The 24768-nt window shown below is 48.1% G+C and carries 28 protein-coding genes and 1 riboswitch; of the genes, 19 read left to right on the top strand and 9 right to left on the bottom strand.

Features of this window, described 5'->3' with window-relative positions; all coding sequences use genetic code 11:
* Positions 1-128 precede the first annotated feature (128 nt).
* Entirely contained in the window at positions 129-1010 is an 882-nt protein-coding gene (locus tag KNQ18_RS10005; protein ID WP_023467610.1) for a DUF1002 domain-containing protein, read from the bottom strand.
* A 193-nt stretch (positions 1011-1203) separates the two neighbouring features.
* Positions 1204-1310: riboswitch (TPP riboswitch) on the top strand.
* Positions 1311-1384: 74 nt separating this feature from the next.
* On the opposite strand from KNQ18_RS10005, the gene tenA reads away from it, so the two are divergent.
* Both tenA and KNQ18_RS09995 read left to right on the top strand, forming a co-directional pair.
* Positions 1385-2080, top strand: a complete 696-nt coding sequence (gene tenA, locus KNQ18_RS10000) for a thiaminase II (RefSeq protein WP_215084670.1) — start codon at positions 1385-1387, stop codon at positions 2078-2080.
* A gap of 51 nt (positions 2081-2131) precedes the next feature.
* Positions 2132-2428 carry a hypothetical protein gene (locus KNQ18_RS09995; protein WP_156323186.1) on the top strand — a complete coding sequence of 99 codons (297 nt, stop codon included), beginning with the start codon at positions 2132-2134 and terminating at the stop codon, positions 2426-2428.
* A gap of 30 nt (positions 2429-2458) precedes the next feature.
* Here the strand turns inward: KNQ18_RS09995 and KNQ18_RS09990 are convergent, their stop codons facing one another.
* Complete coding sequence (locus KNQ18_RS09990) at positions 2459-4375, bottom strand: glycoside hydrolase family 3 protein (RefSeq protein ID WP_215084669.1); 1917 nt, start codon at positions 4373-4375, stop codon at positions 2459-2461.
* A 208-nt stretch (positions 4376-4583) separates the two neighbouring features.
* Complete coding sequence (locus KNQ18_RS09985; protein ID WP_058705388.1) at positions 4584-5357, bottom strand: sporulation protein; 774 nt, start codon at positions 5355-5357, stop codon at positions 4584-4586.
* Positions 5358-5467: 110 nt separating this feature from the next.
* Here KNQ18_RS09985 and KNQ18_RS09980 point away from each other — a divergent pair, with 110 nt between their 5' ends.
* The 7 genes from KNQ18_RS09980 to KNQ18_RS09950 all read left to right on the top strand — a co-directional run bounded on the left by KNQ18_RS09980 (position 5468) and on the right by KNQ18_RS09950 (position 10844).
* The gene (locus KNQ18_RS09980) at positions 5468-6652 is read left to right on the top strand and encodes a class I SAM-dependent methyltransferase (protein WP_023467615.1); all 1185 of its coding nucleotides are present in this window, start codon (positions 5468-5470) and stop codon (positions 6650-6652) included.
* Positions 6653-6682: 30 nt separating this feature from the next.
* Entirely contained in the window at positions 6683-7108 is a 426-nt protein-coding gene (locus KNQ18_RS09975; RefSeq protein ID WP_023467616.1) for a BrxA/BrxB family bacilliredoxin, read from the top strand.
* Positions 7109-7395: 287 nt separating this feature from the next.
* Positions 7396-8169: a transporter substrate-binding domain-containing protein gene (locus KNQ18_RS09970; protein ID WP_029341130.1), complete on the top strand. Its 774-nt coding sequence runs from the start codon at positions 7396-7398 to the stop codon at positions 8167-8169.
* Positions 8170-8226: 57 nt separating this feature from the next.
* Positions 8227-8886 (top strand): amino acid ABC transporter permease, encoded by a 660-nt coding sequence (locus tag KNQ18_RS09965; RefSeq protein WP_035398698.1) that lies wholly within the window; start codon positions 8227-8229, stop codon positions 8884-8886.
* A gap of 13 nt (positions 8887-8899) precedes the next feature.
* A complete protein-coding gene (locus tag KNQ18_RS09960) occupies positions 8900-9622 on the top strand; it encodes an amino acid ABC transporter ATP-binding protein (protein ID WP_035398695.1) in 723 nt (240 codons plus the stop codon).
* 65 nt (positions 9623-9687) lie between these two features.
* On the top strand, positions 9688-10224 hold the full coding sequence (locus KNQ18_RS09955) for a GNAT family N-acetyltransferase (RefSeq protein WP_035398252.1): 537 nt from the start codon (positions 9688-9690) through the stop codon (positions 10222-10224).
* Positions 10206-10844 carry an HD domain-containing protein gene (locus KNQ18_RS09950; RefSeq protein WP_215084668.1) on the top strand — a complete coding sequence of 213 codons (639 nt, stop codon included), beginning with the start codon at positions 10206-10208 and terminating at the stop codon, positions 10842-10844. Before KNQ18_RS09955 ends, KNQ18_RS09950 begins: the two co-directional genes overlap by 19 nt.
* Positions 10845-10909: 65 nt before the next feature.
* Here the strand turns inward: KNQ18_RS09950 and KNQ18_RS09945 are convergent, their stop codons facing one another.
* The 4 genes from KNQ18_RS09945 to KNQ18_RS09930 form a co-directional block, all read right to left on the bottom strand.
* Positions 10910-11623: a ZIP family metal transporter gene (locus tag KNQ18_RS09945; RefSeq protein ID WP_035398248.1), complete on the bottom strand. Its 714-nt coding sequence runs from the start codon at positions 11621-11623 to the stop codon at positions 10910-10912.
* Between the two features lie 227 nt (positions 11624-11850).
* Positions 11851-12615: a 2,4-dienoyl-CoA reductase gene (fadH, locus tag KNQ18_RS09940; protein ID WP_215084667.1), complete on the bottom strand. Its 765-nt coding sequence runs from the start codon at positions 12613-12615 to the stop codon at positions 11851-11853.
* Positions 12616-12700: 85 nt separating this feature from the next.
* The gene (locus tag KNQ18_RS09935; protein ID WP_029341137.1) at positions 12701-13636 is read right to left on the bottom strand and encodes a manganese-dependent inorganic pyrophosphatase; all 936 of its coding nucleotides are present in this window, start codon (positions 13634-13636) and stop codon (positions 12701-12703) included.
* A gap of 57 nt (positions 13637-13693) precedes the next feature.
* Entirely contained in the window at positions 13694-14770 is a 1077-nt protein-coding gene (locus KNQ18_RS09930) for an N-acetylglucosaminidase (RefSeq protein WP_215084666.1), read from the bottom strand.
* An 85-nt stretch (positions 14771-14855) separates the two neighbouring features.
* Here KNQ18_RS09930 and KNQ18_RS09925 point away from each other — a divergent pair, with 85 nt between their 5' ends.
* Both KNQ18_RS09925 and KNQ18_RS09920 read left to right on the top strand, forming a co-directional pair.
* Positions 14856-15809, top strand: coding sequence for an aromatic acid exporter family protein (locus tag KNQ18_RS09925; protein ID WP_023467626.1), 954 nt, complete (start codon positions 14856-14858; stop codon positions 15807-15809).
* A 232-nt stretch (positions 15810-16041) separates the two neighbouring features.
* Positions 16042-17166 (top strand): M20/M25/M40 family metallo-hydrolase, encoded by a 1125-nt coding sequence (locus KNQ18_RS09920; RefSeq protein ID WP_064300262.1) that lies wholly within the window; start codon positions 16042-16044, stop codon positions 17164-17166.
* Positions 17167-17228: 62 nt separating this feature from the next.
* On the opposite strand, the gene KNQ18_RS09915 is transcribed toward KNQ18_RS09920, so the two are convergent.
* Positions 17229-17408, bottom strand: coding sequence for a hypothetical protein (locus KNQ18_RS09915; RefSeq protein ID WP_023467629.1), 180 nt, complete (start codon positions 17406-17408; stop codon positions 17229-17231).
* Positions 17409-17516: 108 nt separating this feature from the next.
* Between KNQ18_RS09915 and rnz the strand changes: the two genes are divergently transcribed.
* Genes rnz through KNQ18_RS09880 form a run of 7 tightly spaced genes read left to right on the top strand, consistent with a single transcriptional unit; the run spans position 17517 to position 22268 of the window.
* Positions 17517-18422, top strand: a complete 906-nt coding sequence (gene rnz / locus KNQ18_RS09910; protein ID WP_029341140.1) for a ribonuclease Z — start codon at positions 17517-17519, stop codon at positions 18420-18422.
* A gap of 3 nt (positions 18423-18425) precedes the next feature.
* The gene (locus KNQ18_RS09905; RefSeq protein ID WP_029341141.1) at positions 18426-19322 is read left to right on the top strand and encodes a hypothetical protein; all 897 of its coding nucleotides are present in this window, start codon (positions 18426-18428) and stop codon (positions 19320-19322) included.
* The gene (locus KNQ18_RS09900) at positions 19319-19723 is read left to right on the top strand and encodes a DUF4430 domain-containing protein (protein ID WP_087679903.1); all 405 of its coding nucleotides are present in this window, start codon (positions 19319-19321) and stop codon (positions 19721-19723) included. Before KNQ18_RS09905 ends, KNQ18_RS09900 begins: the two co-directional genes overlap by 4 nt.
* Positions 19701-20420 (top strand): hypothetical protein, encoded by a 720-nt coding sequence (locus KNQ18_RS09895; RefSeq protein ID WP_215084664.1) that lies wholly within the window; start codon positions 19701-19703, stop codon positions 20418-20420. Before KNQ18_RS09900 ends, KNQ18_RS09895 begins: the two co-directional genes overlap by 23 nt.
* Positions 20356-21309, top strand: a complete 954-nt coding sequence (locus KNQ18_RS09890) for an ATP-binding cassette domain-containing protein (RefSeq protein ID WP_251133338.1) — start codon at positions 20356-20358, stop codon at positions 21307-21309. The genes KNQ18_RS09895 and KNQ18_RS09890 overlap by 65 nt, the downstream gene beginning before the upstream one ends.
* The gene (locus tag KNQ18_RS09885) at positions 21306-21869 is read left to right on the top strand and encodes a hypothetical protein (protein WP_050678517.1); all 564 of its coding nucleotides are present in this window, start codon (positions 21306-21308) and stop codon (positions 21867-21869) included. The genes KNQ18_RS09890 and KNQ18_RS09885 overlap by 4 nt, the downstream gene beginning before the upstream one ends.
* 27 nt (positions 21870-21896) lie before the next feature.
* Positions 21897-22268: a hypothetical protein gene (locus tag KNQ18_RS09880; RefSeq protein WP_215084662.1), complete on the top strand. Its 372-nt coding sequence runs from the start codon at positions 21897-21899 to the stop codon at positions 22266-22268.
* Between the two features lie 43 nt (positions 22269-22311).
* On the opposite strand, the gene KNQ18_RS09875 is transcribed toward KNQ18_RS09880, so the two are convergent.
* Positions 22312-23127, bottom strand: coding sequence for an SDR family NAD(P)-dependent oxidoreductase (locus KNQ18_RS09875; protein WP_023467637.1), 816 nt, complete (start codon positions 23125-23127; stop codon positions 22312-22314).
* Between the two features lie 145 nt (positions 23128-23272).
* Between KNQ18_RS09875 and KNQ18_RS09870 the strand changes: the two genes are divergently transcribed.
* Complete coding sequence (locus KNQ18_RS09870) at positions 23273-24733, top strand: MDR family MFS transporter (RefSeq protein ID WP_058703479.1); 1461 nt, start codon at positions 23273-23275, stop codon at positions 24731-24733.
* Positions 24734-24768 lie beyond the last annotated feature (35 nt).

The following is a 24768-nucleotide window of genomic DNA, read 5'->3' as shown; positions in this document are numbered from 1 at the left end:
ATCGCGCGCAACAGATACAATTGTTCCATCAACCAGTGTTTGCACGCGGCAAAGTCCATCTTTTCACACCACCTTTCGTTTCAGATACATCTAGTTTACTATTTTTTTGTCAGTTACGGAAGTCTGAATTATTTGAACACGCCAGCAATCGAGCTGAAGAAGTCACTGAGTCCATCGAATAGTTTAGCAAAAAACCCTTTCGTTTCTTCTGAAGTCGCGAAGGCATGGATGTCTTGTCCCGCATTTTTAAGTCCACTTTCGATTTGTCCCCAGTTGATGTTCGCTTGCTCCATTTGATTGAATAGATTCGTCAACCGGTCCATTTGTGCGTCAGACAACTGGATATTGTTGTTTTGAATGACTTGGACGATCAGGTTTTCGATCTCGACTTTGGTTTCCGGTTTTTGATTGGCGATCTCAGCCTTGATCTCATTCATTAAGTCTGCGACTTTATCCGTGCCGACCGTTTTTCCGACGTCTGATGTGACCGATAATTCTTGCTGTGCTAAATCCTTGCGTTCGTCACTTAACTTAATTCCAGTCTCAGCGGAAGTTTGATCGTACGCTTTCATGATTCCTGTCAGTGCCGATGTCCCGGTCACCTTGTAGGGAGAAGTGATCGTGATATCGGCATCTTTGACACCCGCTGTGACGAGAGCGTTGAGATACATATCCTTCGTCACCCATGTGATGTTTTCCGTCGAGACGGAGAGTCCATCTCCTTTTTCCGTCAGTTCGATTTTAGCCGACGAATACATATTGCCGCCTTTTTGCGACTGTGGGATGTTTTTCCCGAGATATTTTTCCTCGTCAGCAGAAGTTGCGATGATCGGTGTGATCCCTTCCGGTGCATTGAGACGTGAAAGCACCCATGCTTTATCTTTTGCGCCGAGCGACTCCCCGAGTGTGACGATCGTCTTATCGACGACTTGTTCGGCGGATGCGGCTGTTGGGAGTAATAAAGCAGAAGCGATAACGGCTGATGCCATGATTTTTGTTGGTGTATGCATAATGAAATCCTCCAATTGTAAGTAACAGAATGAATTATAGTATCAGGTACTAAATTTAGTGTACGGTAACGATGTCTGTTCGGAATCGGTCTGCAGATGGAGACGGTATCCGTCTTCTGACACTCCATAGTATAGCGAAAAAAGGACAACTTGACTTCCGTTTTCAGCATGCTATAGTGAATGGGAATCGAATAATGACCACTAGGGGAGTCAGTAGGCTGACTGAGACGAACGAAGACGTTCGGACCCTTTGAACCTGATTAAGTTCGTACTTACGGAGGGAAGTGGCGTCAAGTCTTGTTCTTCTTGCGCCATGCCCGTGTGTTTCGGGGTGGTGTTTTTTCGTTTCATAACTAAACGAGGAGGATGAGATCATGACATTCACACAAGAAATCAAACAAGCGGCACAAGCGTATTGGGATAGTAGTTTTACGCACCCGTTCGTACAAGGAATCGGGGAGGGGACGTTACCACTCTCGAAATTTCGGCATTACGTCATGCAGGATGCCTATTACTTAAAACACTTTGCGAAGATTCAAGCGAAGGCAGCGTCAAAAGCAGACGACTTCGCGACGATCGCGACACTTGCCGAACATGCGACTTCGACTTATGAGGCAGAGCTGAGCTTACATCAATCATTTTTTGAGCCGCTCGGTATTACGGCAGCAGACCTTGAAGCATTTGAACCGGCACCGACAGCATATGCGTACGTTTCGCACATGCATCATGCGAGTGAAGGAACGCTCGGTGAGACGATTGCTGCCATCTTGCCATGTTACTGGTTGTATTATGAAGTCGGGCAACAATTACTGACGTGTACACCGGAAGAAAAAATCTATCAGCAATGGATCGACACGTATAGCTCGGAATGGTTTGAAAAGGTCGTCTTTGAACAGATTGCACGGCTTGATGCGCTGGCGGAGCAAGCGAGCCCAACGGAACGCGAGCGGATGAAACGTCATTTCGTGACAAGTTGTTACTATGAGTTACTCTTCTGGCACATGGGGTGGACGGAAGAGACGTTCACGTCGGTCTACGAAACGATTCCAGCACGCCCGGTATCTTCTTAAACCAGTAGATGGTAGAATTAGGAATACCATCTAGTGAAAGTAGGGATTGGAATGGAAATCGTAGTCATCGCACTCGTGATCCTCGCGGCATATGCTATGCAACGAATGCTTGGTAAAGTCAAAGTAAGATTTGTAGGACTTATCATCCCAACGTTGATCGTGTTATCCGGTATATCCGCATCGACTCGAAACTTTAAGGTAGCGTATAGCATGGGAAGCTATATTTCTGCTGTTCTTGTCATCGTCGTCTATGCACTGCTGACTTATTGGTTATACCGCGTCTACCATCGTGCGAAAGAAGAAGCTGAATATCCGTATCAATCATTAAAAGACCGAGGCATCCTTTAAGGAGCTTCGGTCTTTTAATGTATCACGTCATCATTTTTTCCAGTTTTTAAAGCCGTCACCGAATTCGAGATGCAGTTGATCGGTAAAGACACCGTTCTGAAAGACCGGCACATCAACCGGTAAAGTGCCTTGCGGTTTGAACGTTCCGAAGATTGCTCGGATACCTGCAGGCAGGTTCGGTCCCGCTGATTTTAGATTGCCTGCTTCGGAGTCTGGACCGTTCGGGTCGCCTTTGAAGCCATAGACGAGGACGTGTGCCGGTGCGTCCGGTTGAACGGCGACATCGTTTGGGTTACGGAGACTGAGCAGGACGGATGGTGTATCCGTTTGTTTCGCATAGCGGAAGATCGAAGCTGGAATTGCTTGTTCTGGTGCAGTAGGTAGTAGTTTAGTACTCGTGTTGACGTTGGAACCGACGATGATGTAATCTGCTGCATCGAGTTGCGCCCGTAATGTCGGGTTTTGGTCGAGCGATAGCGTAGTAGCCGAGTAATTCGCTGTCGTCACGTGCCAGTTCCGATTCTTCGGTAGGGAAGCGATCGTTTTTTTCATGCTGTCCGTTTGATCCGCCGCAGGAGCGATCACAAGAACGTTGGCATTCTTTTTCGGTTTGAATGGTAAGGTCCGCTGATCATTTTTCACGAGTGTGACCGCGGCTTCCGTCATCGCACGTTCTTTTGCTTTATGCTCGGGACTACCGACGATTTGGTTCGATTGCGCGATTTTTTCAGCTAGGGATGTCGTGTCAGTCGTACCGTTCCAAATTCCGCGTTCTGCTTTCAGGGTCAGGATTCGCTCGACCGATTGATCAATTCGTTCCTCTGAAAGACGACCGTCTTTAACCGCTGCAATCACATCTTTGAAAATCTGATCGAGCTTTTCGACATCTTGTTCGGAACGAAGAATCGTCGGCATGAGCGCGATATCGACACCGGCGTCAAACGTCTTTAAGACGGCTTCTGATTCCGTGAAGTTGTCGGCGATTGCCTGCATGTTCAACGCGTCTGTGATGACGATGCCATCGTAGCCAAGTTTTTCGCGCAGTACGCCCGTGATGACATCATCCGATAACGTCGCAGGTAAAGGGAAGGTACCATTTGTCGACGTGACGACTTCAGGTTCGATTTGCGGCATCCCGATGTGTCCTGTCATGATCATATCGATGTCTTCAGCAATAGCTCGCTTGAACGGTACGAGCTCGACTTGTTCTAGCTCCTGCAGGGACCGGTCAACGACCGGTAATCCATAGTGGGAATCGGTCGCCGTATCGCCGTGACCCGGGAAGTGTTTGGCGGTCGCCGCGACACCTTCAGACTGAATTCCCTTCATTAGAGCGGAACCGAGTGTGCCGACGAGCTCCGGATCACTCGAGAACGAGCGGACACCGATGACGGGATTTCCAGGATTGCTGTTGACATCAAGATCCGGACCGAAGTTGACATTGATGCCGAGCGCACGCAGTTCCGAACCGATGATATGACCGGCATCATTGGCATATGTGCTACTGCGGGTCGCACCTAACGCCATGTTGCCAGGTAAGTTCGTCCCTGTTCCGAGCCGAGTAACGATTCCACCTTCTTGGTCGATCGTGACGAAGAGCGGAATATCGTTGCTAGCGTCTTGTTTGACGACTTCTTGCAGATCATGAACGAGTTTCGTCGTCTGTTCGGTTTCGCTGACGTTCTCAGCAAACAAGATGACGCCGCCTAAATCATAGCGATCGATGATATTCGCGACTTCTGGGGCAAGCGACGTGTGATTGCTGCCATTCCACTGCCGGAAGTCCGGCATGATCATCTGCCCGATTTTTTGTTCGAGTGTCATCGTGTCGATTTTGTGACTGATCCGATCGGCTGAAGATCCTGCCTCTGCCATGACAGGTAAACTACTTGAGACGAGTACTGCTGCGAGTCCGGCTGTTAACGTGAACTGTCCGATTTTTTTCATGATGTACGTCCTCCTTTAGTCAAACCGTGACTGGAATTCTTTTCAATACGGACAGTATAGCAAGGTGTTTGTTTTAAAACAATATTTTATTTGTAAACGATTTCAAACTGAAATAAATTTCAAAGATGTTTTTAGACAAACTGACTTGAATGAAAAAAAGTGACTCCCCCTGAAGAGGAATCACTTTCAAGTAAAGTCGATCGATTGATCAGCTATAGCGTTCCACGATGCTTGTCAGCTGACGTTCGACGAACGATTGATCCTGCAGTTCACTATTGGACAGACGCAGTTTGATCATCGACTCATCCGCACCAGCCATTTCACTGAACAATGATCCGAGACTGTGCGCACGACGATCGACTTGGACGATTAAATCAATCCCAGACCCGTCTTGAAGCATGATGATTTCAATCTCATCCAGTTTATGAGCGTAGTGTGTATTGCGAGCTGAATATTCAAGCTCCTGAGCAATCGGTAAATCTTTCCGGAATCGTCCAGGTAATTTTTCCGTGTCGGCTTTTTTCAATCGGAAGCCAAGTGACTCCATCGCATCTAAGACTGTTGCTTGGTAGCGGTTTGCTTCGACGATGACAGCGTCACGGTCCGATGGATCGACGGCTTGAGCGATGTCGAGTCCCGTCTCGATCCACGATTTCGATTGACTGACGGAGAGTGGTGTATTCAGCGGTACGCGTAATGTAAAGGGAATTTCCCGCTCGACACCCGCTTCAATCGTGAACTTCGCTTCATTTAAGGCAAATCGGTCGAGCGTGAAGGTCGTAAACGTCGTGCTATCATTGACTTCTTGTTTGTACTGCGTGTTGAATTCAAGATAAATTCGATCAATTTCTTGATCGACGTTTCCGCCCTTGATATGGACGACACCGTGAATTTGACCGCCTGGTTCACAGCGGTCATCCGTCAAGCGTGTATCGACCGTTGCGGCACCGATTCCGATTTGTGAGAGAATTTTTTTGAACATGATGAATTCCTCCTTTTGATTACGTACGAATGATAAAGCGTGTAAACTTGTCGAACAGGTACGAATTTGCTACAGTTTCGAAAGAACATCAGAAAAGGACGGGACGACTAGTGGAACTACATGAATTAAAAGCGAGTCTTGCCTCGCAAATCACGCAAGGAACACTGATCCATGCAACGATAAGTAATCCGCGTCAAAAATCAAATGATCTCCGACGAATCAAGGTAAAACCGATTCTATTAAGAGATACGGTGATGATGCAGGTAGAGTTTCAATTTGAACGCGTTATGAAGCATGAAAATATTTTAATTGACGATTTCGTCGGACGACTCGATGACTGGTTCACGGAATTCCGTCAATTCTTATTCCGTTTTGAAGAAGAAGAATGGCAATTCCAGCTCTCGAAAAAGATGAAAGTCGCGATCAAGACATCCAAAAAGGAGCCGATGAAAGCTCTCTTGTCGCATGACCGGAAAAAAACCTATCTATTAGAAGACGGTGTGCCGGTTCCGTTTCTGATTCGCTTAGGCGTCATGACGGAAGCGGGTCAAGTCAAAAAACAGAAGTATGATAAGTTTAAACAAATCAATCGCTTTCTTGAATTCGTTGAGGATAGCATTGCTGCCTTGCCAAAAGGAAAAAAACTCCGGATTTTGGACTTCGGATGCGGGAAGTCGTATTTGACGTTCGCTCTCTATCATTATCTAAAAGTCGTCAAAGGATTCGACCTCGAAGTGACAGGTCTTGATTTAAAGAAAGAAGTCATCGAAGAATGTACGCAAATTGCGCGTGATCTGGATTATACCGATCTGACATTCCGCGTCGGGGACGTTCATGATTACACAGGGGAGACGGAAGTCGACCTGATGGTGACACTTCACGCTTGTGATGTCGCAACGGACGTCGCACTCGCACGAGCTGTCGACTGGAATGCATCAGTCATCCTGAGCGTACCGTGCTGTCAAAAGGAATTGAACCGTCAACTGGACTGTTCGCCACTCGATGTCATGCTCCAGCACGGACTGATCAAAGAAAAATTTGCATCACTGGCGACAGATTCGATTCGTGCCGAGTTGCTAACACTGGTCGGATATGAAGCCCAACTTCTCGAATTCATCGATCTTGAGCACACACCGAAGAACATCTTGATTCGAGCATACAAACAAAATAAGCGACCAACGGAAGAGAAAATCGACCGCTACATCGCTTTCCGCGATCTGTTGCATGCCCGACCATTTTTAGAAACTGAATTAAGCGGCAGACTTGGACAGATTTCACCGAAACTCGTACAATAAGAAGGAGAACGAATCAAAGGAGGCAATACGATGGATTTCCAAATGTATTTTGAAGATGTCGTCCAAACAGCCCGCAAAGAAGCGCAAGCTGCTGGATTTGAAGAATTAACGACGCCAGAGAGCGTGGATGAAGCAATGAAACGCGAAGGGCTAACACTTGTCCTTGTCAATTCGGTGTGTGGATGTGCTGGCGGGATCGCCCGTCCTGCTGCAGCGTACGTTAATCGGAAAGAGGGTATCAAGCCCGATCATTTCGTCACGGTATTCGCTGGACAAGATCGCGAAGCGACAGACCGTGCGCGGGAATACTTCGAAGGTTACCCACCTTCATCTCCATCATTTGCATTAATGCAAGATGGAAACATCCTCTCGATGGTCGAGCGCTTCGACATCGAATCGTTCACGGCGGAAGAGGTCGTCGAGAAACTTGAATCATTGATTGAAATCTACGCATAAGCAAAGAAGGCTCCTGATAAAGGAGTCTTTTTTTGCACATTCATGAGATTAAAATAATAAATTTTAAAATTGAAAGCGTTTGCAAAATTGTATAAAAAGTCATTTATGCATGATTTATGAATAGAAAGTCAAAAAAATTTATATATTTATGCTTTACAGTGAATAAATATTCGTATATCCTAAAAGCAATAGAACAGGTCAGGCTTTTCGGTATTGAATTGGACATACACATAAGTCATACTATTGTTAAAGTTCTGACAATTGAGCGTTGGAAGGGGAAAACTCGAATGAAAAAATTATTAGCAACGGCAATGGCAGGCATTCTGGCAGTCACGATGGCAGCATGTGGCGCGTCGGAAGAATCAACAGGTGGATCAAGCAAAAGCGATAAAGTATTGACGATGGGAACGTCAGCGGATTACTTCCCATTTGAATACATCGATACGAAAAAAGGAGAGGACATCGTCGGGTTCGACGTTGCGATCGCCAAAGAAGTCACGAAAAATCTCGGATATGACTTAAAAATCGAAGACATGGAATTCGGTAGCCTACTTGGTGCCCTCAGCTCAGGTCGTGTCGACTTCGTCATGGCGGGCATGACACCGACAGAAGAGCGGAAGAAAAACGCTGACTTCACGGACATCTACTTCGAATCAAAAAACTTGGTCATGACGAAGGATAAAGCCATCAGTTCGGAAGACGAACTCAAAGGCAAAAAAATCGGTGTCCAGCTTGGATCCATCCAAGAGGGACTCGCAAAAGATCGCTTCAAAGATAGCGAAGCGGTTCCTTTAAACAAAATCCCAGAAATCATTCAAGAATTGAATACAGGTCGGATCGATGCCCTCATCATCGAGGATGCAGTTGCCGTCAAATACATGGATCAAGATGCATCCCTGAAAACGTACCAGATTGAAGAAGATGGTCCAGCTGGATCAGCGATCGCCTTCAAAAAAGGTGACAAGATGCGTGACGATTTCAACAAAGAGTTGAAGAAGATGATTGACAGTGGTGAAATCGATAAATTGGCAGAAGAATGGTTCCAAAAAGAAGCAAAATAAGTCAAGTGCATGGGGGTGGGGGTAACCTCATCCCTTTTGTGCGACGTTAGGAGATTGATTATGATAGACTTTACAAAGATTCAAGATTCAATTCCATATATTCTTGAGGGGATTCCGGTCCTTTTCCAAGTCGTCATCGTGGCGGCCATTGCCGGGATGCTGATCGGAATCGTCGTCGCGGCACTGAAAATCACGAAGAGCCGTTTCATCCGTTTCATTGGTCATACGTATACGGCGATTTTCCGGGGAACCCCATTGATCTTGCAACTGGCGATCGTCCACTTCGGATTACCACAGTTGACAGGGTATGTCACGACAGGATACCAATCGGCAATCATCGCCTTCTCCTTGAACTCCGGAGCGTACATCTCGGAAATCATTCGGGCCGGGATTCAAGCCGTTGATCGTGGGCAGTGGGAAGCTGCAGATGCGCTTGGTATTTCGTATTTCAAACAACTCCGTTCGATCATTTTGCCGCAAGCCTTTAAAAATATCCTTCCAGCGATCATGAACGAATTGATCACGTTGACGAAGGAATCGGCACTCGTCTCGACGGTCGGTGTTCTCGATGTCATGCGTCGAGCACAAATCGTTGGAGGAGAAAAGGCGATTTATTTCGAACCGTTGTTGTTTGCCGGATTCGTATATTTTGTTCTCGTCATGGGATTGAGCTTGATAGGCCAACAAGTCGAAAAAGCTATGAGAAAGAGTGGGTAATCAGATGGAACCTATGATCCAAGTCACCGATTTGCATAAGCAATTCGGAAAATTAGAAGTATTAAAAGGTATCTCGACGACAGTTACACGCGGTGAAGTCGTCGCTGTCATTGGACCGTCGGGATCCGGTAAATCAACATTTCTACGTTGTATCAACTTACTTGAACAACCAACGAGTGGAACGATCATCGTCGATGGTTTTGAACTGACGAAACCAAAAGCGAACATCTCGAAAGCACGTCAGAACATCGGAATGGTGTTCCAACAATTTAACTTGTTCCCACATAAGTCTGTTCTTGATAACTTGACGTACGCACCGATCAACGTCCTTGGTATCTCAAAAGACGAGGCAGTCAAGCGGGCAGAGACGCTACTAGATCGCGTTGGTTTAGCCGAAAAACGCGATAATTATCCGAACCAGTTGTCAGGTGGACAAAAACAACGGGTCGCGATCGCACGTGCACTCGCGATGGAACCGAACGTCATGTTGTTTGATGAACCGACGTCAGCGCTTGACCCGGAGATGGTCAATGAAGTCCTTGACGTCATGAAGCAACTGGCGGAAAGTGGGATGACGATGGTCATCGTGACACACGAGATGGGCTTTGCAAAAGAGGTTGCAGATCGTGTCTTGTTCCTCGACGAGGGGATTCTGATGGAAGAAGGTTCACCGGTCGAACTCTTTGACAATCCGAAGACGGACCGGGCGAAAAAGTTCCTCGAAAAAGTTTTATGAGCACAGCACGCTAACTCTGAAGAGGGTTAGCGTTTTTCGGTTTTTTGTATAGAGGGGGGATAAGAATGAAAAAATTGCTTGAAGGTCATCATACTCGTCTGACGCGTTTTCAATCGGAAGATACCGAAGTGATGCAACGGTTGCTTGACGATGCAACGTTTGCTCGCCATTTCAGTGCGACGCCATATCGTCACTTATCGAAGGAAAAGATTGAACAGATGATGGCGACGGATGCTCCGGAGACGTTTCGGTTTGCGATTCGTAACTTCGAAGATGAACGGATGATTGGGGTGGTCGCATTAGAAGATATTTTACCGACACATGGAACGGCATGGCTGATGATCGGCATCGATCCGGATTGTGAAGGGCAAGGGTATGCAACGGATGCGCTACAGACAATCCTCGAATACGCCTTCTTCGAACTGAATCTGTACCGGATTCAATTGACGGTCTTTGAGTATAATACACGTGCGGTTCAACTGTACGAACGACTCGGGTTCGTTCAGGAAGGAAGATACCGAGCCTTTTTACGACGAGACGGAGAGCGACATGATATGTTACTGTACGGATTACTCGAACCGGAATGGAGGGGACGACAATGATTCAAGAAACGGAAGCGTTCGTCCGGTCGTTTCACGCGACGGACTTTTCAGGTCATGATTATGCTCACATCGAACGAGTTCGCCGCTTAGCCTTACATATTGCAAAACAGGAAGGCGGGAACGTCAAAATCATCGAACTGGCGGCCTTACTTCATGACGTAGCAGATAGCAAACTCGGAGGAACGGCAGAGACGGTCGCATCCTTTTTGCAAGGAAAGGTGACAGAGGAAGAACAAGAACAGATTCTAGACATCATCATGAGTCTTTCGTTTAAAGACGGCACACGTCCACCGATGCGGACGGTAGAAGGGCAAATCGTCCAGGATGCCGATCGCCTCGATGCCATCGGTGCGATTGGAATTGCCCGAACGTTTCAGTTCGCTGGTCGATTCGGGGAGCCGATGCATGTGCCTGGACTAGCGCCACGAGAGCCAGGTGACCGAAAGGGAGAGACGAGTGCCCTGAATCATTTTGAAGAGAAGTTATTCCGACTAAAAGATTTAATGAATACGAAAACAGCACTTCATTTAGCAGAGGAGCGGCATCGCTATATGGAAGAGTTCGTCAATCGTTTTAAGCAGGAATGGGAGGGTGCTACGGGAGGAACTGGTGATATTTGAATCGTTTTAAACACATAAGGCGCGTTGTCCGGTTCATTTTCCAGACAACGCGCCTTATGTTGTATTTAACTAAGGATGATAGCAGTAATTAACCCAAGTGCTGCGAACAGACCAACGATCGCGCCACCTTCCTCGTGGGCTTCCGGCATCATCGTCGAAGCGAGCATTGCGATGATTCCACCGCTTGCGAAGCCACCGATCATGGCGAATTGCATGTCCGGTAGTTCTGCGAGAATCGTGTAGCCGGCGAGTGAGGCGAGGGCGGAGATCAACCAGACGACTCCCCACATCAGCAATACTTTGTTCTTCGAGAATCCATCTTTTCGCAAACCGGTCGTACTCGATAAACCTTCCGGGATGTTGCTGACAAAAATCGCCGCGACGAGTGCCGCGCTGACATTTCCGGATAACAGACTGGCACCGATCATGATTGATTCCGGGATGGCATCAAGAATCGTCCCGAAGAAAATCGCTGTTCCCGTGCCTTCGTTCCCGCCAGATGAGCGTTTCCGTTTACTCGCACCGCGTGACGAAATGAATAAGTCAAAGCCCGTAAATACGAGTGCGCCGACGATGAAGGAGATCGCGACGACGAGTGTCGTTGACTTCTTTAATGCTTCATCGAGTAACTCGAACGTCGCTGCTCCAATCAAGATGCCAGTCCCAAACGACATGATATAACCAATCAGGCGTTGCTTTAAGGGTAAGTACAGCCCGAATAGGGCACCGATGACAACGGCCCCACCTGCTAGCGCTCCCCAACCGAACGCTTCCCACATACGATCGCCTCCTTCTTGTCCTTTCTACCTGTTCTAGATAATTCATAAACATAGCGAAAAGAAAGAAAAAAAGTTCGCGACGCATGCAAGGGGCTGACTAAAAAAAGAATGACGCGTCTTTTCACGCCCTTTCCTCAGGCAAGATACAAGATCCTGTCGGAGTGGCGTGAAACGCATCATTCTTATCTTTGTGGAGACCGACTTCTTAAGTCATTACATCTCAATCATTAGAATGGTTGTTTATTTAACCAATGACCACCGTCAAGAGCGATACATTCTCCGTTCAAGTAGCGGGCTTGATCTGACACCATCCACGTTGCAAGTGTTGCGATCTCTTCCGGCGTACCGAATCGACCGAGCGGGACGTTGCGACGAATTCGTTCCGCGTGTTCCGGTGATAAAGCAAGTTTGTCAGCACCACCTGTCCGTTCGATCGGACCTGGACTGATCGCGTTGACACGGGCTTGATATTTATAGCCCCATTCGACGGCAAGCGTCCGCGTCAAGTTCAGGACACCGGCTTTCGCAGCAGCACTCGGAGCGACACCAGCGCCGGCCTGCCACGCATAAGACGCAACGATGTTGACGATTTGTCCGCCAACGACTTGATCTTCCTGCCATCCTTTGACAAGAGCGTGACAGCAGTTGAATGTCCCATTGAGGACGATATCGATGACCGTCTTCCATCCATTTGGTGATAACTCGTCGGTCGGACAGATGAAGTTCCCGGCAGCATTGTTGATCAATGCCTCAAGACGACCGAACCGTTCGCGTGCTTGATTGACAGCAGCCAGACAAGCGTCAGCATCACGGACATCCATCTGAATCGTCAGATGTTCACCTTGAATCTGACCCAATGCTTCATCCATGAGTCGCAAGCGTTCCGCGTCGCGTCCTGTAACAACGACGTTCCAGCCGGCTTCCTTTAAGGTGAGCGCCATCGCTTTCCCCATTCCGTTCGTTCCACCCGTCACCATGATCGTTTGTGTCATATTGCTTCCTCCTTTATGTAATGAATGAACAGCCATTCATATTCTTTATTCAAAAAAGAAGGAGCGAACTCCTTCTTTTTCTGACTTATTGTGTTGCAAGAGCTGTATCTGTTAAGACAGGAACGACTTGTTTCTTACGTGAAACGACACCTTCGAGGTAAACAAGGTTGTTCGTCGCTTCAAGACCGTAAGCACGCTCAACGAGATTCGCTTCTTTCCCGAGGACGAGTCCAACAGAGTTGTTTGTCAAGATATCCGTGACGATGAAGACGAACAGATCAAGTCCTTTTGCAAGGATGACTTCGTTGATTGCTGTTTCGAGTTCTTCTTGGCGAAGTAAGACTTCAGCTGTATCGACCGTGTTGACTTGAGCGATTTCGACTTTGAGTGTTCCCATCGTGAATTCTTTTGCATCAAGTGAGATCAATTCAGGAACGGATTTTTTCGAGAGATCAGCTCCAGCTTTGAGCATCTCAAGACCGTAGACGTTCGCATCGACACCAGCGATTTCTGCGAGTTCACGTGCTGCGATGATATCTTGCTCCGTGCAAGTCGGCGATTTGAACAGGAGCGAGTCAGAAATGATCGCTGATAACATCAACCCAGCGATTTCTGGTTTGATGGCAACACCATGCTCTTTGTAGAGTTTGTTAAGGATCGTTGCTGTACAGCCGACCGGTTCTGCCCGGTAGTAAACAGGATCCGATGTCTCAAAGTTTGCGATCCGGTGATGGTCGATGACTTCTGTTACGGTAACAGCGTCGATATCGTTCGCACTTTGTTGACGTTCGTTGTGGTCGACTAAAATGACGTGTGACGCTTCTGTCGCGACTTCTGTCACTAAACGTGGTGCTGTCACTTTGAACGTATCGAGTGCGAATAACGTTTCATCATTCATTTCACCGAGGCGGATGGCTTCGGCATTGACACCGAGTGCTTTCTTTAATTCTGCATAAGCGATTGCCGATGTGATCGTATCGGTATCAGGATTTTTGTGACCAAATACTAAAACTTTTTCCATGACGTGTTCACTCCTCAATGATTGTTGTCTCGCCCTATAGTGTATCATATCTCGGATTTAGAAAGCGTTCATTTTCACCATGATACCAGCGATTTTTTCACTCCAGAAGGGGTCTGACGCGTAAAAGACGTTCATGCCTTTTTGTTTGTTTCCAAGGTACGCCCCACGGAAATAACGTCCATCCCGATCGAGATAATCCTTTGCGATGAATCGACCGGTTTGCTCGATCGAGTCCGTCAAGGATTTATAGACGGTCGCATCCTCTCCCGGCGCGGAATCGGTCGCATTGACGCCGAACAAGTTATTTTTCTCGCGGGCAATCTCAGACCGTCCATAATCGGATTCGTGAATCGCATGTGCAAGCAGATAGGCCGCGTTGACACGGTATTTCTTTTCAACGGACTTAAAGACTTTCCCTTTACCGATCAAGGGGCTGTCCGGTGCTTGCTCCTTGATGAACGCATCGAGTTGTTTGGCACTGAGACGCGTCGGTTTCGTCAAATCACGCGTTAATGTCTTCGATTCGACATATTTGCTCGTCCGAGGAGTCGTTTTCGTCGCTTCGCCGGCAACGATCAGTCCACCAAGTCCGCTGTCTGCGACGATGTAGTGAAGGAGACGATTGCCCTTCGTCTGATAATACGATGCATTCGAGACACGTTCTGCCGGGAACGGACGTAAGCGGTCCGTTGGGACATGCCCCGTCACGCCGGCGATGCTGACACGACTCGTCTGTTCACCGAACTCAAGCAACTGGACACGTGTGCCGGAAGCGACGTAAGTGAGCCGTTTCTTTAACTCAGGGTCACGATGAATCGATAGAATACCACGATCGTCGACGATCCCAGTACCTGGTCCACCGAGGTAGACGTAGCGGTCGTCTGAAGCGCGTTTCACCGCGCCGCGCTGTCCCGCGTACTCCTTCGCTTCGGTGAACGTCTGGAACTCTTGTTCCATGATTTTGCCTTTTTCATAGCGCTCAGCTGAATAAGGCGCTGGTGGGGTTAAGACGGTTTTCGGTTCCTCGCGGAGCCAAAAGAACAAGAGAACTCCGATGAGGAAGAAAAAAAGCAATCCTTTTATCGAACCGGTCCGGCGCACGGGGCGACCGGGGCGGATAGTGCGTGTCGTCAAAGTAAATCACGTCCTTTAAAAAGCAATGGACATTCGTGTCCAACGTAGGTAGTCTAACAAAGAAAAACAAAAGGGGGTGAACCTGTTGCAAATCGGTTATCGCACGCTGAAGACAGCGGTCGCTGCTGCGCTCGCGATGTGGATCGCAGAACAGCTCAAGCTCGACTATTACGTCTTCGCTGCCATCATCGCCATCTTGAGCATCCAGTCGACACGAAAGAAGACGTTTCGATCTTCTTACGAACGCATCATGGCATCATTACTTGCCATCGTGCTCGGATTCATTCTATTCGAGGTCATCGGCTATCGTCCGGTGACGTTATTGATCTATTTCATTTTATTCCTTCCCTCCGTTCAACGCCTCCGACTTCAGGACGGTTTCATCACGAGTGTCGTCATTCTGACACATTTGTATACGGAACGTCAGCTCAACGCGCACATCCTGTTAAATGAATCCTTATTGCTCGGAATCGGTGTCGGTGTCGGATTGCTTGTCAACATGTACATGCCAAGTCTCGATTTGTTGATTGACGACCGCCGAGAAAAGATCGATCAACGAATTGCTGCCTTATTCTTCGAAGTCGCCGCTGCGATCGAGACAGGGCGGGTCAATCATCATGCGTTGACGCTTGACGAGACAGAACGTCTGTTACGTGAAGGAAAGGATGCCGCCTTAAAACGGATGGGAAACGCAATCGGTCGTCGGAACGATGATGAGGATTATGCCTACTTCCGGATGCGCGAACAACAATTCGAGTTACTGCGCGGTATCGTCCATCATGCCGAGGAACTCGTCCTCGTCGTCGAAGAAGGAAAAAAAGTCGCCGACTTCTTTCGGACGATTGGTGACAATGTCCGACCTGAAGCCGACGCAATGGTGTACATTTCAGAACTAGAGGCATTATTGACACGTTTCCGTGCCTCTGCCTTACCCGTCACGCGGGAAGAGTTCGAGGTCCGCTCTGCCTTACTGCACATGCTACAAGAAGCGGAGCAATATTTACGTTTAAAACAACGCTACGTCAATCAAAAGAAATAAAACATCGTCGAGGCGAACGTACCGATCAGGAAGATTGCTAAAATCCCGATCGTCGTCCATTTGATGATGCGTTGTTGTTTCGATGGTTTTGCCATATCGTCATTGACTCCTCTCTCGTATCGACTGATTACTGCCATTGTACAAACAACCTTTCAGAAGTGCAAATGACGATGGGGATGGTATACTAAAAAAGCGCTAGTGGATTGAAACATATTAGGAGGAGGGTTTTGTCATGGTCAATGAACAACGTGTATTAGATACGTTTTTAGAACTTGTCCAGATCGATTCGGAATCAAAAGAGGAGGCACGCATTTGTGCCCATTTGAAAAAAACGTTCGAGGATCTCGGATGTGAGGTGTTCGAGGATGACGCTTCATCCAAGACGGAACATAAAGGAAACAATTTAATCGTCACGCTTCCGGCAACAAAAGACGGCGTCGATAAAATTTATTTCACTTCCCATATGGATACGGTATTCCCGGGTCAAGGCATTAAACCGATCATCGAGGACGGTTACGTCAAGACGGACGGCACAACGATTCTTGGGGCAGATGATAAAACAGGTCTCGCATCTCTGATCGAACTCGTGCATGTATTGAATGAAACGAAACAACCTCACGGGAAAATTCAGTTCGTCATCACAGTCGGTGAAGAATCTGGACTCGTCGGTGCGATGGTGCTTGATCCATCAAAAATCGATGCCGATTATGGTTTTGCACTTGATTCAGATGGAAAAGTCGGAGACATCATCACGGCTGCCCCAACACAAGCAAAAGTCAATGCGAAGATTTTCGGGAAAACAGCTCACGCTGGTGTAGCACCGGAAAAAGGTGTCTCGGCGATTACGATTGCTTCGAAAGCGATCGCGAAAATGCCGCTCGGTCGGATTGATGAAGAGACGACAGCGAACATCGGACGGTTCAGCGGTGGCGGTCCATCAACGAACATCGTTTGTGATTATGTAGAAATCTTCGCGGAAGCACGGTCACTCGTCGCTCCGAAGATGGAGGCACAGACAGAGAAGATGAAAGCGGCGTTTGAAGAAGCAGCAGCAGAGCTTGGTGGTCGTGCTGAAGTTGAAGTCAAAGTCATGTACCCGGGCTTCAAGTTCGAGGATGGAGATCAAGTCGTCGAAGTCGCGAAAGCAGCGATCACACAACTCGGACGCACGCCACGCCTCCTACATTCTGGTGGTGGATCAGATGCCAACGTCATTGCTGGTTTTGGTATCCCAACGGTCAACTTGGCTGTCGGATATGAAGATATCCACACGACGAATGAGAAGATGCCAATCGAAGAACTCGTCAAAACAGCGGAACTTTGCGTGACGCTAGTTGATTACATCACGAACAAATAAGCTGATGAAACACAAAAAAGAGTGTACCGCAACATTGCGGTACACTCTTTATCATTGTACGATTAAACTACTTGAGGACGATCAACATATTCCATAGACTCTAGAACGAGTTCTTCTGTACATAATAAGGTCGAAGCGATTTCATCGATTTGAATCGACTTTCCGTATTTTTGCCGATAACTCTCGTTCAGTTTGCGGGCTTCCCGGACGATGCGGGCATAGGTCCGTTCAATCTTAGTCATGGAAAAAACCACCTTCCAAATCTGAATAGGTACAGTTTACCATGCTTCAACAGAAGAAAGGTGTATTTTGTGTATAAAAAATGCTAATTTTACGAAAAGGGGAAAAAGATGGAATTTTATTTTTTAGGGACAGGAGCCGGTATGCCGTCGAAACAACGAAACGTCACATCGATTGCCTTGTTACACCCCAAAATGACATGGTTATTCGATTGTGGAGAAGCGACGCAACATCAAATCTTACACAGCCCAATCAAACCACGAAAAGTCAACGCGATCTTCATTACCCATTTACATGGGGATCATATCTTTGGTTTACCAGGCTTCATTAGCACAAGAGCAGCGCTAGAAGGAACGACACCGCTAACGATCTATGGACCGACCGGGATCAAAGAATGGATGGACGCGACATTACGCATCACAGGAACATATCTACGTTATCCACTCCGGATCGTTGAAGTCGAAGACGGTCAAACCTATGAACAGGACGGATTTCGCGTGACGGCGCGGTCGCTTGAGCATCGTTTCTTAGCGTTCGGGTATCGACTCGAAGGTCCTGAGGAAAGAGGTGCCTTGCGTGTTGATGCACTGAAGGCACTTGGAGTGCCATCCGGTCCGCTCTATCGCCGAATCACACTGGAAGAAACCTTTGAATTCGAAGGAACAGTCTATACGTCGTCCGACTTTTTAGAGTCACCAAAACCGGGTGTTAAGCTAGCAGTTCTTGGTGATACGATGCCGTGCGCGGCCTCGGTCGAACTTGCGCGAGACGTCGATGTATTAGTCCATGAAGCAACGTTTGCCGATCGAGAAGTCGAACATGCGGGACGCTTCGGTCACTCGACCGCTCGACAGGCAGCTGTCATTGCAGAAACGGCACAGGCGAAAAAGCTTCTATTGACGCACGTATCCGCTCGTTATGTCGATCAAGAAGAAGTACTGGAACAAGAGGCACGAGAAGTATTCGCGAACAGCCATCTTATGTTTGATCACCGGGTCGTCCCGGTCAAAGGATAGAAGATGGACTTTCTCATTCTATGGGCACTCTTTTTACTGGCTGCTAGCGGATTAGGTTTTTTGCTCGAACGTCGGACGGAAAAAGAAAAATACTTGTACATGAAGTTCGTTTTTTATGCGTGTCTCGGGGCCGTGTCATTTCCAGTCTATGATATTCAGTTACCGCTCGGCATCATCATTTTCCTGATTGTCCTGCATCCGAAAAAGAACTCGCGTTATAAACGGTATATGGCACTCTTTGGGTTCTTATTCTTCCTGTTCCAACTATTTCTCGGTCCGTTTGATGGTGGGATGTTGCGGGAAGAGACACAACAGATTGGTCGCGTGACGATCACGGATGACTCATTCGACAATTTCCTTTCTCAAATCGAACGACGTGTCGGTGAAGAGGGGCTGCGGATGGAACAAAGTCAGTTGATGTTCGATCGGGGCGGGAATCTCAGGAACGCATCGTTTGAGATGCTCGTCGAAACACCGAAACGTTTCATTCGTTACGATGTGAGTTATCAGGAGCTGACAGGAACGATTTCCTATCGACCACGTGAAGAGTTGACGACAAAATCGTTGACGTCGTATTACCAGAAACTGATTGATGCGAATCAATCGTTTGAGACGTTGCGAAAGCTTTCGATTCATGAGATTTTACATGATTCCAAAACACCCTATGTCGAGATGGATCTCGATGGGCTCTATGAAACGTTTAGTCTACAGGATGCAACGGTCTTCTTGATTGATGACGAAGGGAAATTGATTCCGTACGTCAATACAGGGGACGATGTCTTAGCGAATGCGGTCCGTCTGACGTATTACCGTTCTGACGGTCAATCCTTACGAAATAAAACCATTCTGTTATACAATTACAGCTTTGAGACATCAAGGCGAAAAGGAGTCGTACGATGAAAAAATGGCTATTTGCTGCAAGTATCGTGTTACTTGCCGGTTGCGCGGAAGCAAAAGAGGAACAACAAACAGCGTCTTGTGAGGCGGAAGTCAAGGTATCGGTCGTGGATCACGTCAAGGATAAGACGTTGTTTAATAAAGACGTATGCTTGAACGAAAAAGATACAGCACTGGATGCACTGGAAGATACGACGCTCGACGTCGTCAAAACAGGTAAAGGTGAGATGGCATATGTCACGGCAGTCGATGGGATTCGAGAGAAATCAGCTGGAGCAGGTAGTGGCTGGGTCTTCGGGGTCAACGGCAAACCAGGCGAAGTCGGGGCCGGAAGTTATGAACTGAAAAAAGGAGATCGTCTCGAATGGCGATTTGAAAAAGATGCAATGGCTTATTTTGAGTAAACCAGAACGGGAGCGACTTCACCCAGTGAACGTCGCTCTCTTTTTCATCGGGATGATTACGATCCCGTTCGTCCTCACACATGATCAATCAGTGATCGTCGTCTATCATCTGCTCTTGTTTTTGTTCGTTCAAGAACGGACTGTGTTTCGCTATTTAGTCCTCCCGGCTCTTTATGCCGTCATGATGTGTGTTCCGCTTCTTTATGGTGCAAGCATCGACACAGTTGCGATTTATGAAACGACGGTCCAAGTGACGCTATTCATCACGTCGAGTCAATGGATTTTTACGTTGGTTCGACTCGATCAGATGGGACCGTTGTTTCGTTTCTTACCTCGACTGACACGATTGACGGGTATGGTGCTGGCGCTGATTCCGTCTTTCTTACGCACTTGGCCCGAAGTCAAGATGAGTCATCCGGATACGTCGCTTGCTGTTCGACTGGAGCGGATGGCCGCCTATCATATCGTACCGATCGAAGCGGTGCCGTCTCGCTTAAGACCGATCACGCGACGTGATGTTCAGACAGGCTTATTGCTTGCGGCAGGACTGGCTCTTTGTCTGACACCATGGGCGATCATTCCGGCGATGATTTTGCCTATAGCGCTATTATTTACAAAAGGGGGAATCCGGGATGCCTATCATGTATACCGACACCGATCGCGAAGAGCGACTACGTCAACAGGCGGGCGAACATGAACAACCGGTCTTGACACCCGAGCGGTTGCTTCATGGACGTGTCCGAGATCTTCTGGCGACGGGTTCCTTGTTTCGGGCAGGAGAACTCGCGACCTTGCTTGGGCTAGAAGCTTTTTTTGAAGCGGAGTCCAGTGAGCTCTCTTCCGGAGAACAACAGCTTGTCGGTCTCGGTCATGCGTTGTCTTCGTCACCAAAGACCCTGTTCTTGTCGGAACCGTTTCTCTTTCTTGATCATGTCAGGCGAAAGCGATTAATGGGATTGCTTGAAGAAATCGAACGACGGTTTGGTTGTCAGATCCATTGCTCGATGACGATACAATCCGACTTGTCCATCACGAGTCGCGCCACTGAACTGACAGGTTGTATCCTGAATCGGATCGAAAACGTCCAACACCGTTATCCGTTACAGACACGCTATGCACTCGTGACAGAAAAATTGTCGTTTCATCAAGGTGAACGCATTGCGATCGTCGGTGCGAATGGTAGTGGGAAATCGACGTTACTACGGCTCGCGCTCGGTGTCGAGCGACCGCTATACGGAAAAGTCCGGCGGTCGGGGGAGACGCATTATGTACCAGCGCATCCGATGCTTGCGCCATTAGACGATCGAAGCGGTAGTTTTACGACGCAAAAAAAACATCTCTTGGACGGTATCGATTGGAGTAAAGACAGCTATTACTTTGATGAACCGACGGCTGGACTTGATGACAGCGCACGAATGGCTTTCGTCGCATCGTGGAAGCAGAATCCGACGAATCTGATCGTCATGGCGACGCATGATCCAGTTCTCATTCGGGCAGCACAGCGGATCATTTATCTCGTGCACGGAGAAGTTGCTTTCGATGGACCGACGAAGCATTTTTTACAAGAAAGTCGGTTGTTCGTATGATCGTCGCAACGGTTCTAATCGTTTGTCTGTTTTTAGTCATGTTCGAGAGACTTCAGATGACGGATCAACGATTACGGTTCATCGCCATCATCACGGCAGCGGCAATCGTCGGACGATTGTTGTTCTCTAGTTTGCCGAACGTCCAGCCGGCAACGGCACTCGTCTTATTATTAGCCGTATTCATCCATCCGATCGTCGGAGCTATTTCTGGGATGCTTGTCGTTGTGTTAACGAGCTTATTTCTCGGAAGCGGTCCGTTCGTCCTCTTTCAGGCGCTGGCGTATGCAACGATTGCCAGTTTAGGATTCGTTCCGTTTCTTCGTTACCGGATCGTATTGACTGGATATGGATTTCTAGCTGGTTTCTTATACGGATGGGTGAGCAATCTCGGGTTCTTGGTATTGACCGGATTCTCGTGGCAAGCTTTTTTGACACTGCTTGTAGCCGGGGGAACGTTTGATATGCTTCACGGATTCAGTAACGCGATATTCATTTGGATATTGTTTCCGATTTTTTTACGAATTATGCATTCATTCGATGAAAAGAGGGGTACAGAATAGTAACATACCGAACAGGAGGGAAGGCATATGCTGGGATCGTCGATTTCGCTTGCTTATGTCGTCATATTGCTCATCGTCTCGAGTGTCGGCTTAGTGTTTGGCAGTATTCTGTTGATGAAAGGTACGATTAGAGGACGTTATGCTGCTTGTTACTTACTTGCTGCCGCCATCTTCCCAAGCGCCATGCTCATTACCTCATCAGAAGGATTACTTTGGCAACATTTACGATTCGAGAGTTCATGGTTCCTCGCGATTGTCTCCTGGTTACTCGTCTTATCGACGGGCTACATCGTCTCGATCACGGGTGCGCTCGTCATTCGTTATCTGTATCGCTATACGACGACCTTTGATCGCGTCAAACGTTATGCGACGCGGCGTTTTCGTCATCACGAGGCATAAATACAAAAACGGAAGAACCAGCTATCTGGTCCTTCCGTTTTTTTCATGAATTCGCGTACAGGAGTTCTTCTTCTGTCGATGATTCTTGTTGGCGAGCAGGATCTTGAATTCGACCTGTCACTTCTGTCAGGAGACGGCGTGGCAAGAGACGAGACAAGGAAACCATGGCGCGGTTGCTCGCACCTGGAACGACGACGCGGCGTCCTTTGAGCATGCCACGGTACCCGGCGAATGCGACGAGGTGTGACGGCATACTCTTAAACGGTAGCGTGATGTTCGCCCGATCGAAGAAGTTCGTATCGGTCGGTCCCGGGCAGAGACAAGTCACACTGACACCCGAGCCGTCTACTTCTGTCGCAAGTGCTTCCGAGAACGACAGGACATAGGCTTTCGTTGCGTAGTAGACACTCATGTAAGGCCCTGGCATGAAGGCAGCGACCGACGCGACATTCAGGATGCGTCCGAAGCCACGTTCAACCATTCCTGGTAAGAGACGTTTCGTCAAATCCGTCAAGGCGACGACGTTGACCTGGATCGAGTTAATGTCTTCTGTTGGATCGATTTCCGCAAAGCGTCCCGACGTGGCGAAGCCGGCATTATTGAACAATAGATCGACCGTCAATTCTTGTTCCTCTAAGTACTGCACGAGACGATCAACACTGTCGCTCAGTGATAAATCAGCAGCGAATACATAGACTTTGATCTGATAGCGTTTTTCAAGGACCTGTTGAAGCTCCTTCAATTTCTTCTCATTGCGGGCAACGAGTACACAATCGAAGCCATCTCGCGCCGCGAGGACAGCGAGATCTAGTCCGATTCCACCCGATGCACCGGTAATCAGTGCCGTTTTTCGTAACATAGGACATTCCTCCATTCGAAATCGTGAATCTGAGTCTAGTGTATACCATTCCATACCGTTCCCGCGAATCCTGTTTCGTAAGCATTTACTTTTCTTATCACTGGTTCAACCAGTATGATAGAACAGTAGAGGGGAAGTGGAACGAATGAGGAAAAAAGTAACCGTCGCCTTGTTGCTCGCGACGTTTTTAGCCGCGATCGAGGGGACGATCGTTGCAACAGCAACACCTGTCATGGCGAGTGAATTGAACGGGGCGAAATTAGTCAGTTGGATCTTTGCTGGGTTCTTGTTGTTCATGGCGGTATCAACACCGATTTACGGAAAGATGGCAGATTTATATGGTCGAAAACGGGTTCTGTTATTCGGGATCGGCGTCTTCACCGTCGCTTCGTTAGCCTGTGGACTCGCTCAATCGATGGAGATGTTGATCGTTTTCCGCGCCGTCCAAGGAATCGGGGCAGGAGCTGTATTGCCGATCGCGATGACGATCATTGGGGATTTGTATACATATGAGGAGCGGGGGAAAATCCAAGGAGTGCTCAGCGCCGTCTGGGGAATCTCAGGTGTCGCTGGACCACTTGTCGGTGGATTCCTCGTCGAATCGCTTTCGTGGCGGTATATTTTCTTACTAAACGTACCGTTTGCCTTATTGTCGTTCTTCATGATCGTCGTTTACTACAAAGAGACGGTCCGTGAAACGGAGCGGAAAATCGATTACCGGGGTGCGTTATTGTTTGCGCTCGGGATGAGTGCGTTTCTTTACGGCTTATTATCGGGAAGTGAGTCGGAGACGTTCTTGCGTCCAATCATTCTAGCCAGCTTTTTCATTAGTTTCGTTTTATTGTTCACGTTCTATCGGGTCGAGAAAAAGGCGAGCGATCCACTCTTACCACCAGCAGTCATTCGCCATCCGGTCATTCTCGTGATCAACTTAGCGGTCTTCTTTTCCGCCTGGGTGCTGGTCTCGATGTCAGCGTATATTCCGATTTTTGCCCAAGGGGTACTCGGCAAGAGTCCGACCGAAGCTGGTTTCATGTTGATGCCACTGTCGCTTTTTTGGACGCTGACCGCCATTATCGGTGGACGGACGATTGGTGTCGCCTCACCCCGGTATCGGACGATGACAGGAATGGGACTGCTGATCGTCGGTACAGTGATTTTATCGTTGATCACGCGCGAATCAAGTGATGTTTTCATCTATCTTGCCGTTTCGCTGATCGGAATTGGTTTTGGTCTCTCACAACCCGTCTTCATGGTCGTCTTGCAGACTTCCGTCGATTGGTCACTTCGTGGCTCAGCGACGGCCGTCAACTCGTTCTTGAGTACGACGGGGCAGACGCTCGGTGTTGCGATCTTCGGTACGATCTTCAACCTATCCATCCTTCGTTCGTTTGCAGCGTCGGACACGCTTTCAGGGTACGCGATTGATCCATTCTTCCAATCGAGTACGGCAAAAACGTTCGGACAGGATGTGCAGTATGCGGCAGAAATCGCGTTATCACATGGATTACGTTACGTCTTCATCGGTGGAGTCGTTTGTGCCATTCTCGCGTTTGCGATGACATGGCGTTTACCGAAAGTTCGACCTGACGATCCACGATCGTAATGAAGGGGCTGACTCAAAAAAAGAATGACGCGTCT

The sequence above is a fragment of the Exiguobacterium sp. s78 genome, from assembly GCF_018618985.1.
Lineage (GTDB): Bacteria > Bacillota > Bacilli > Exiguobacteriales > Exiguobacteriaceae > Exiguobacterium_A > Exiguobacterium_A abrahamii.
Note: the sequence above shows the minus strand (reverse complement) of the source record. Positions and strands in the feature narration are given on the sequence as shown.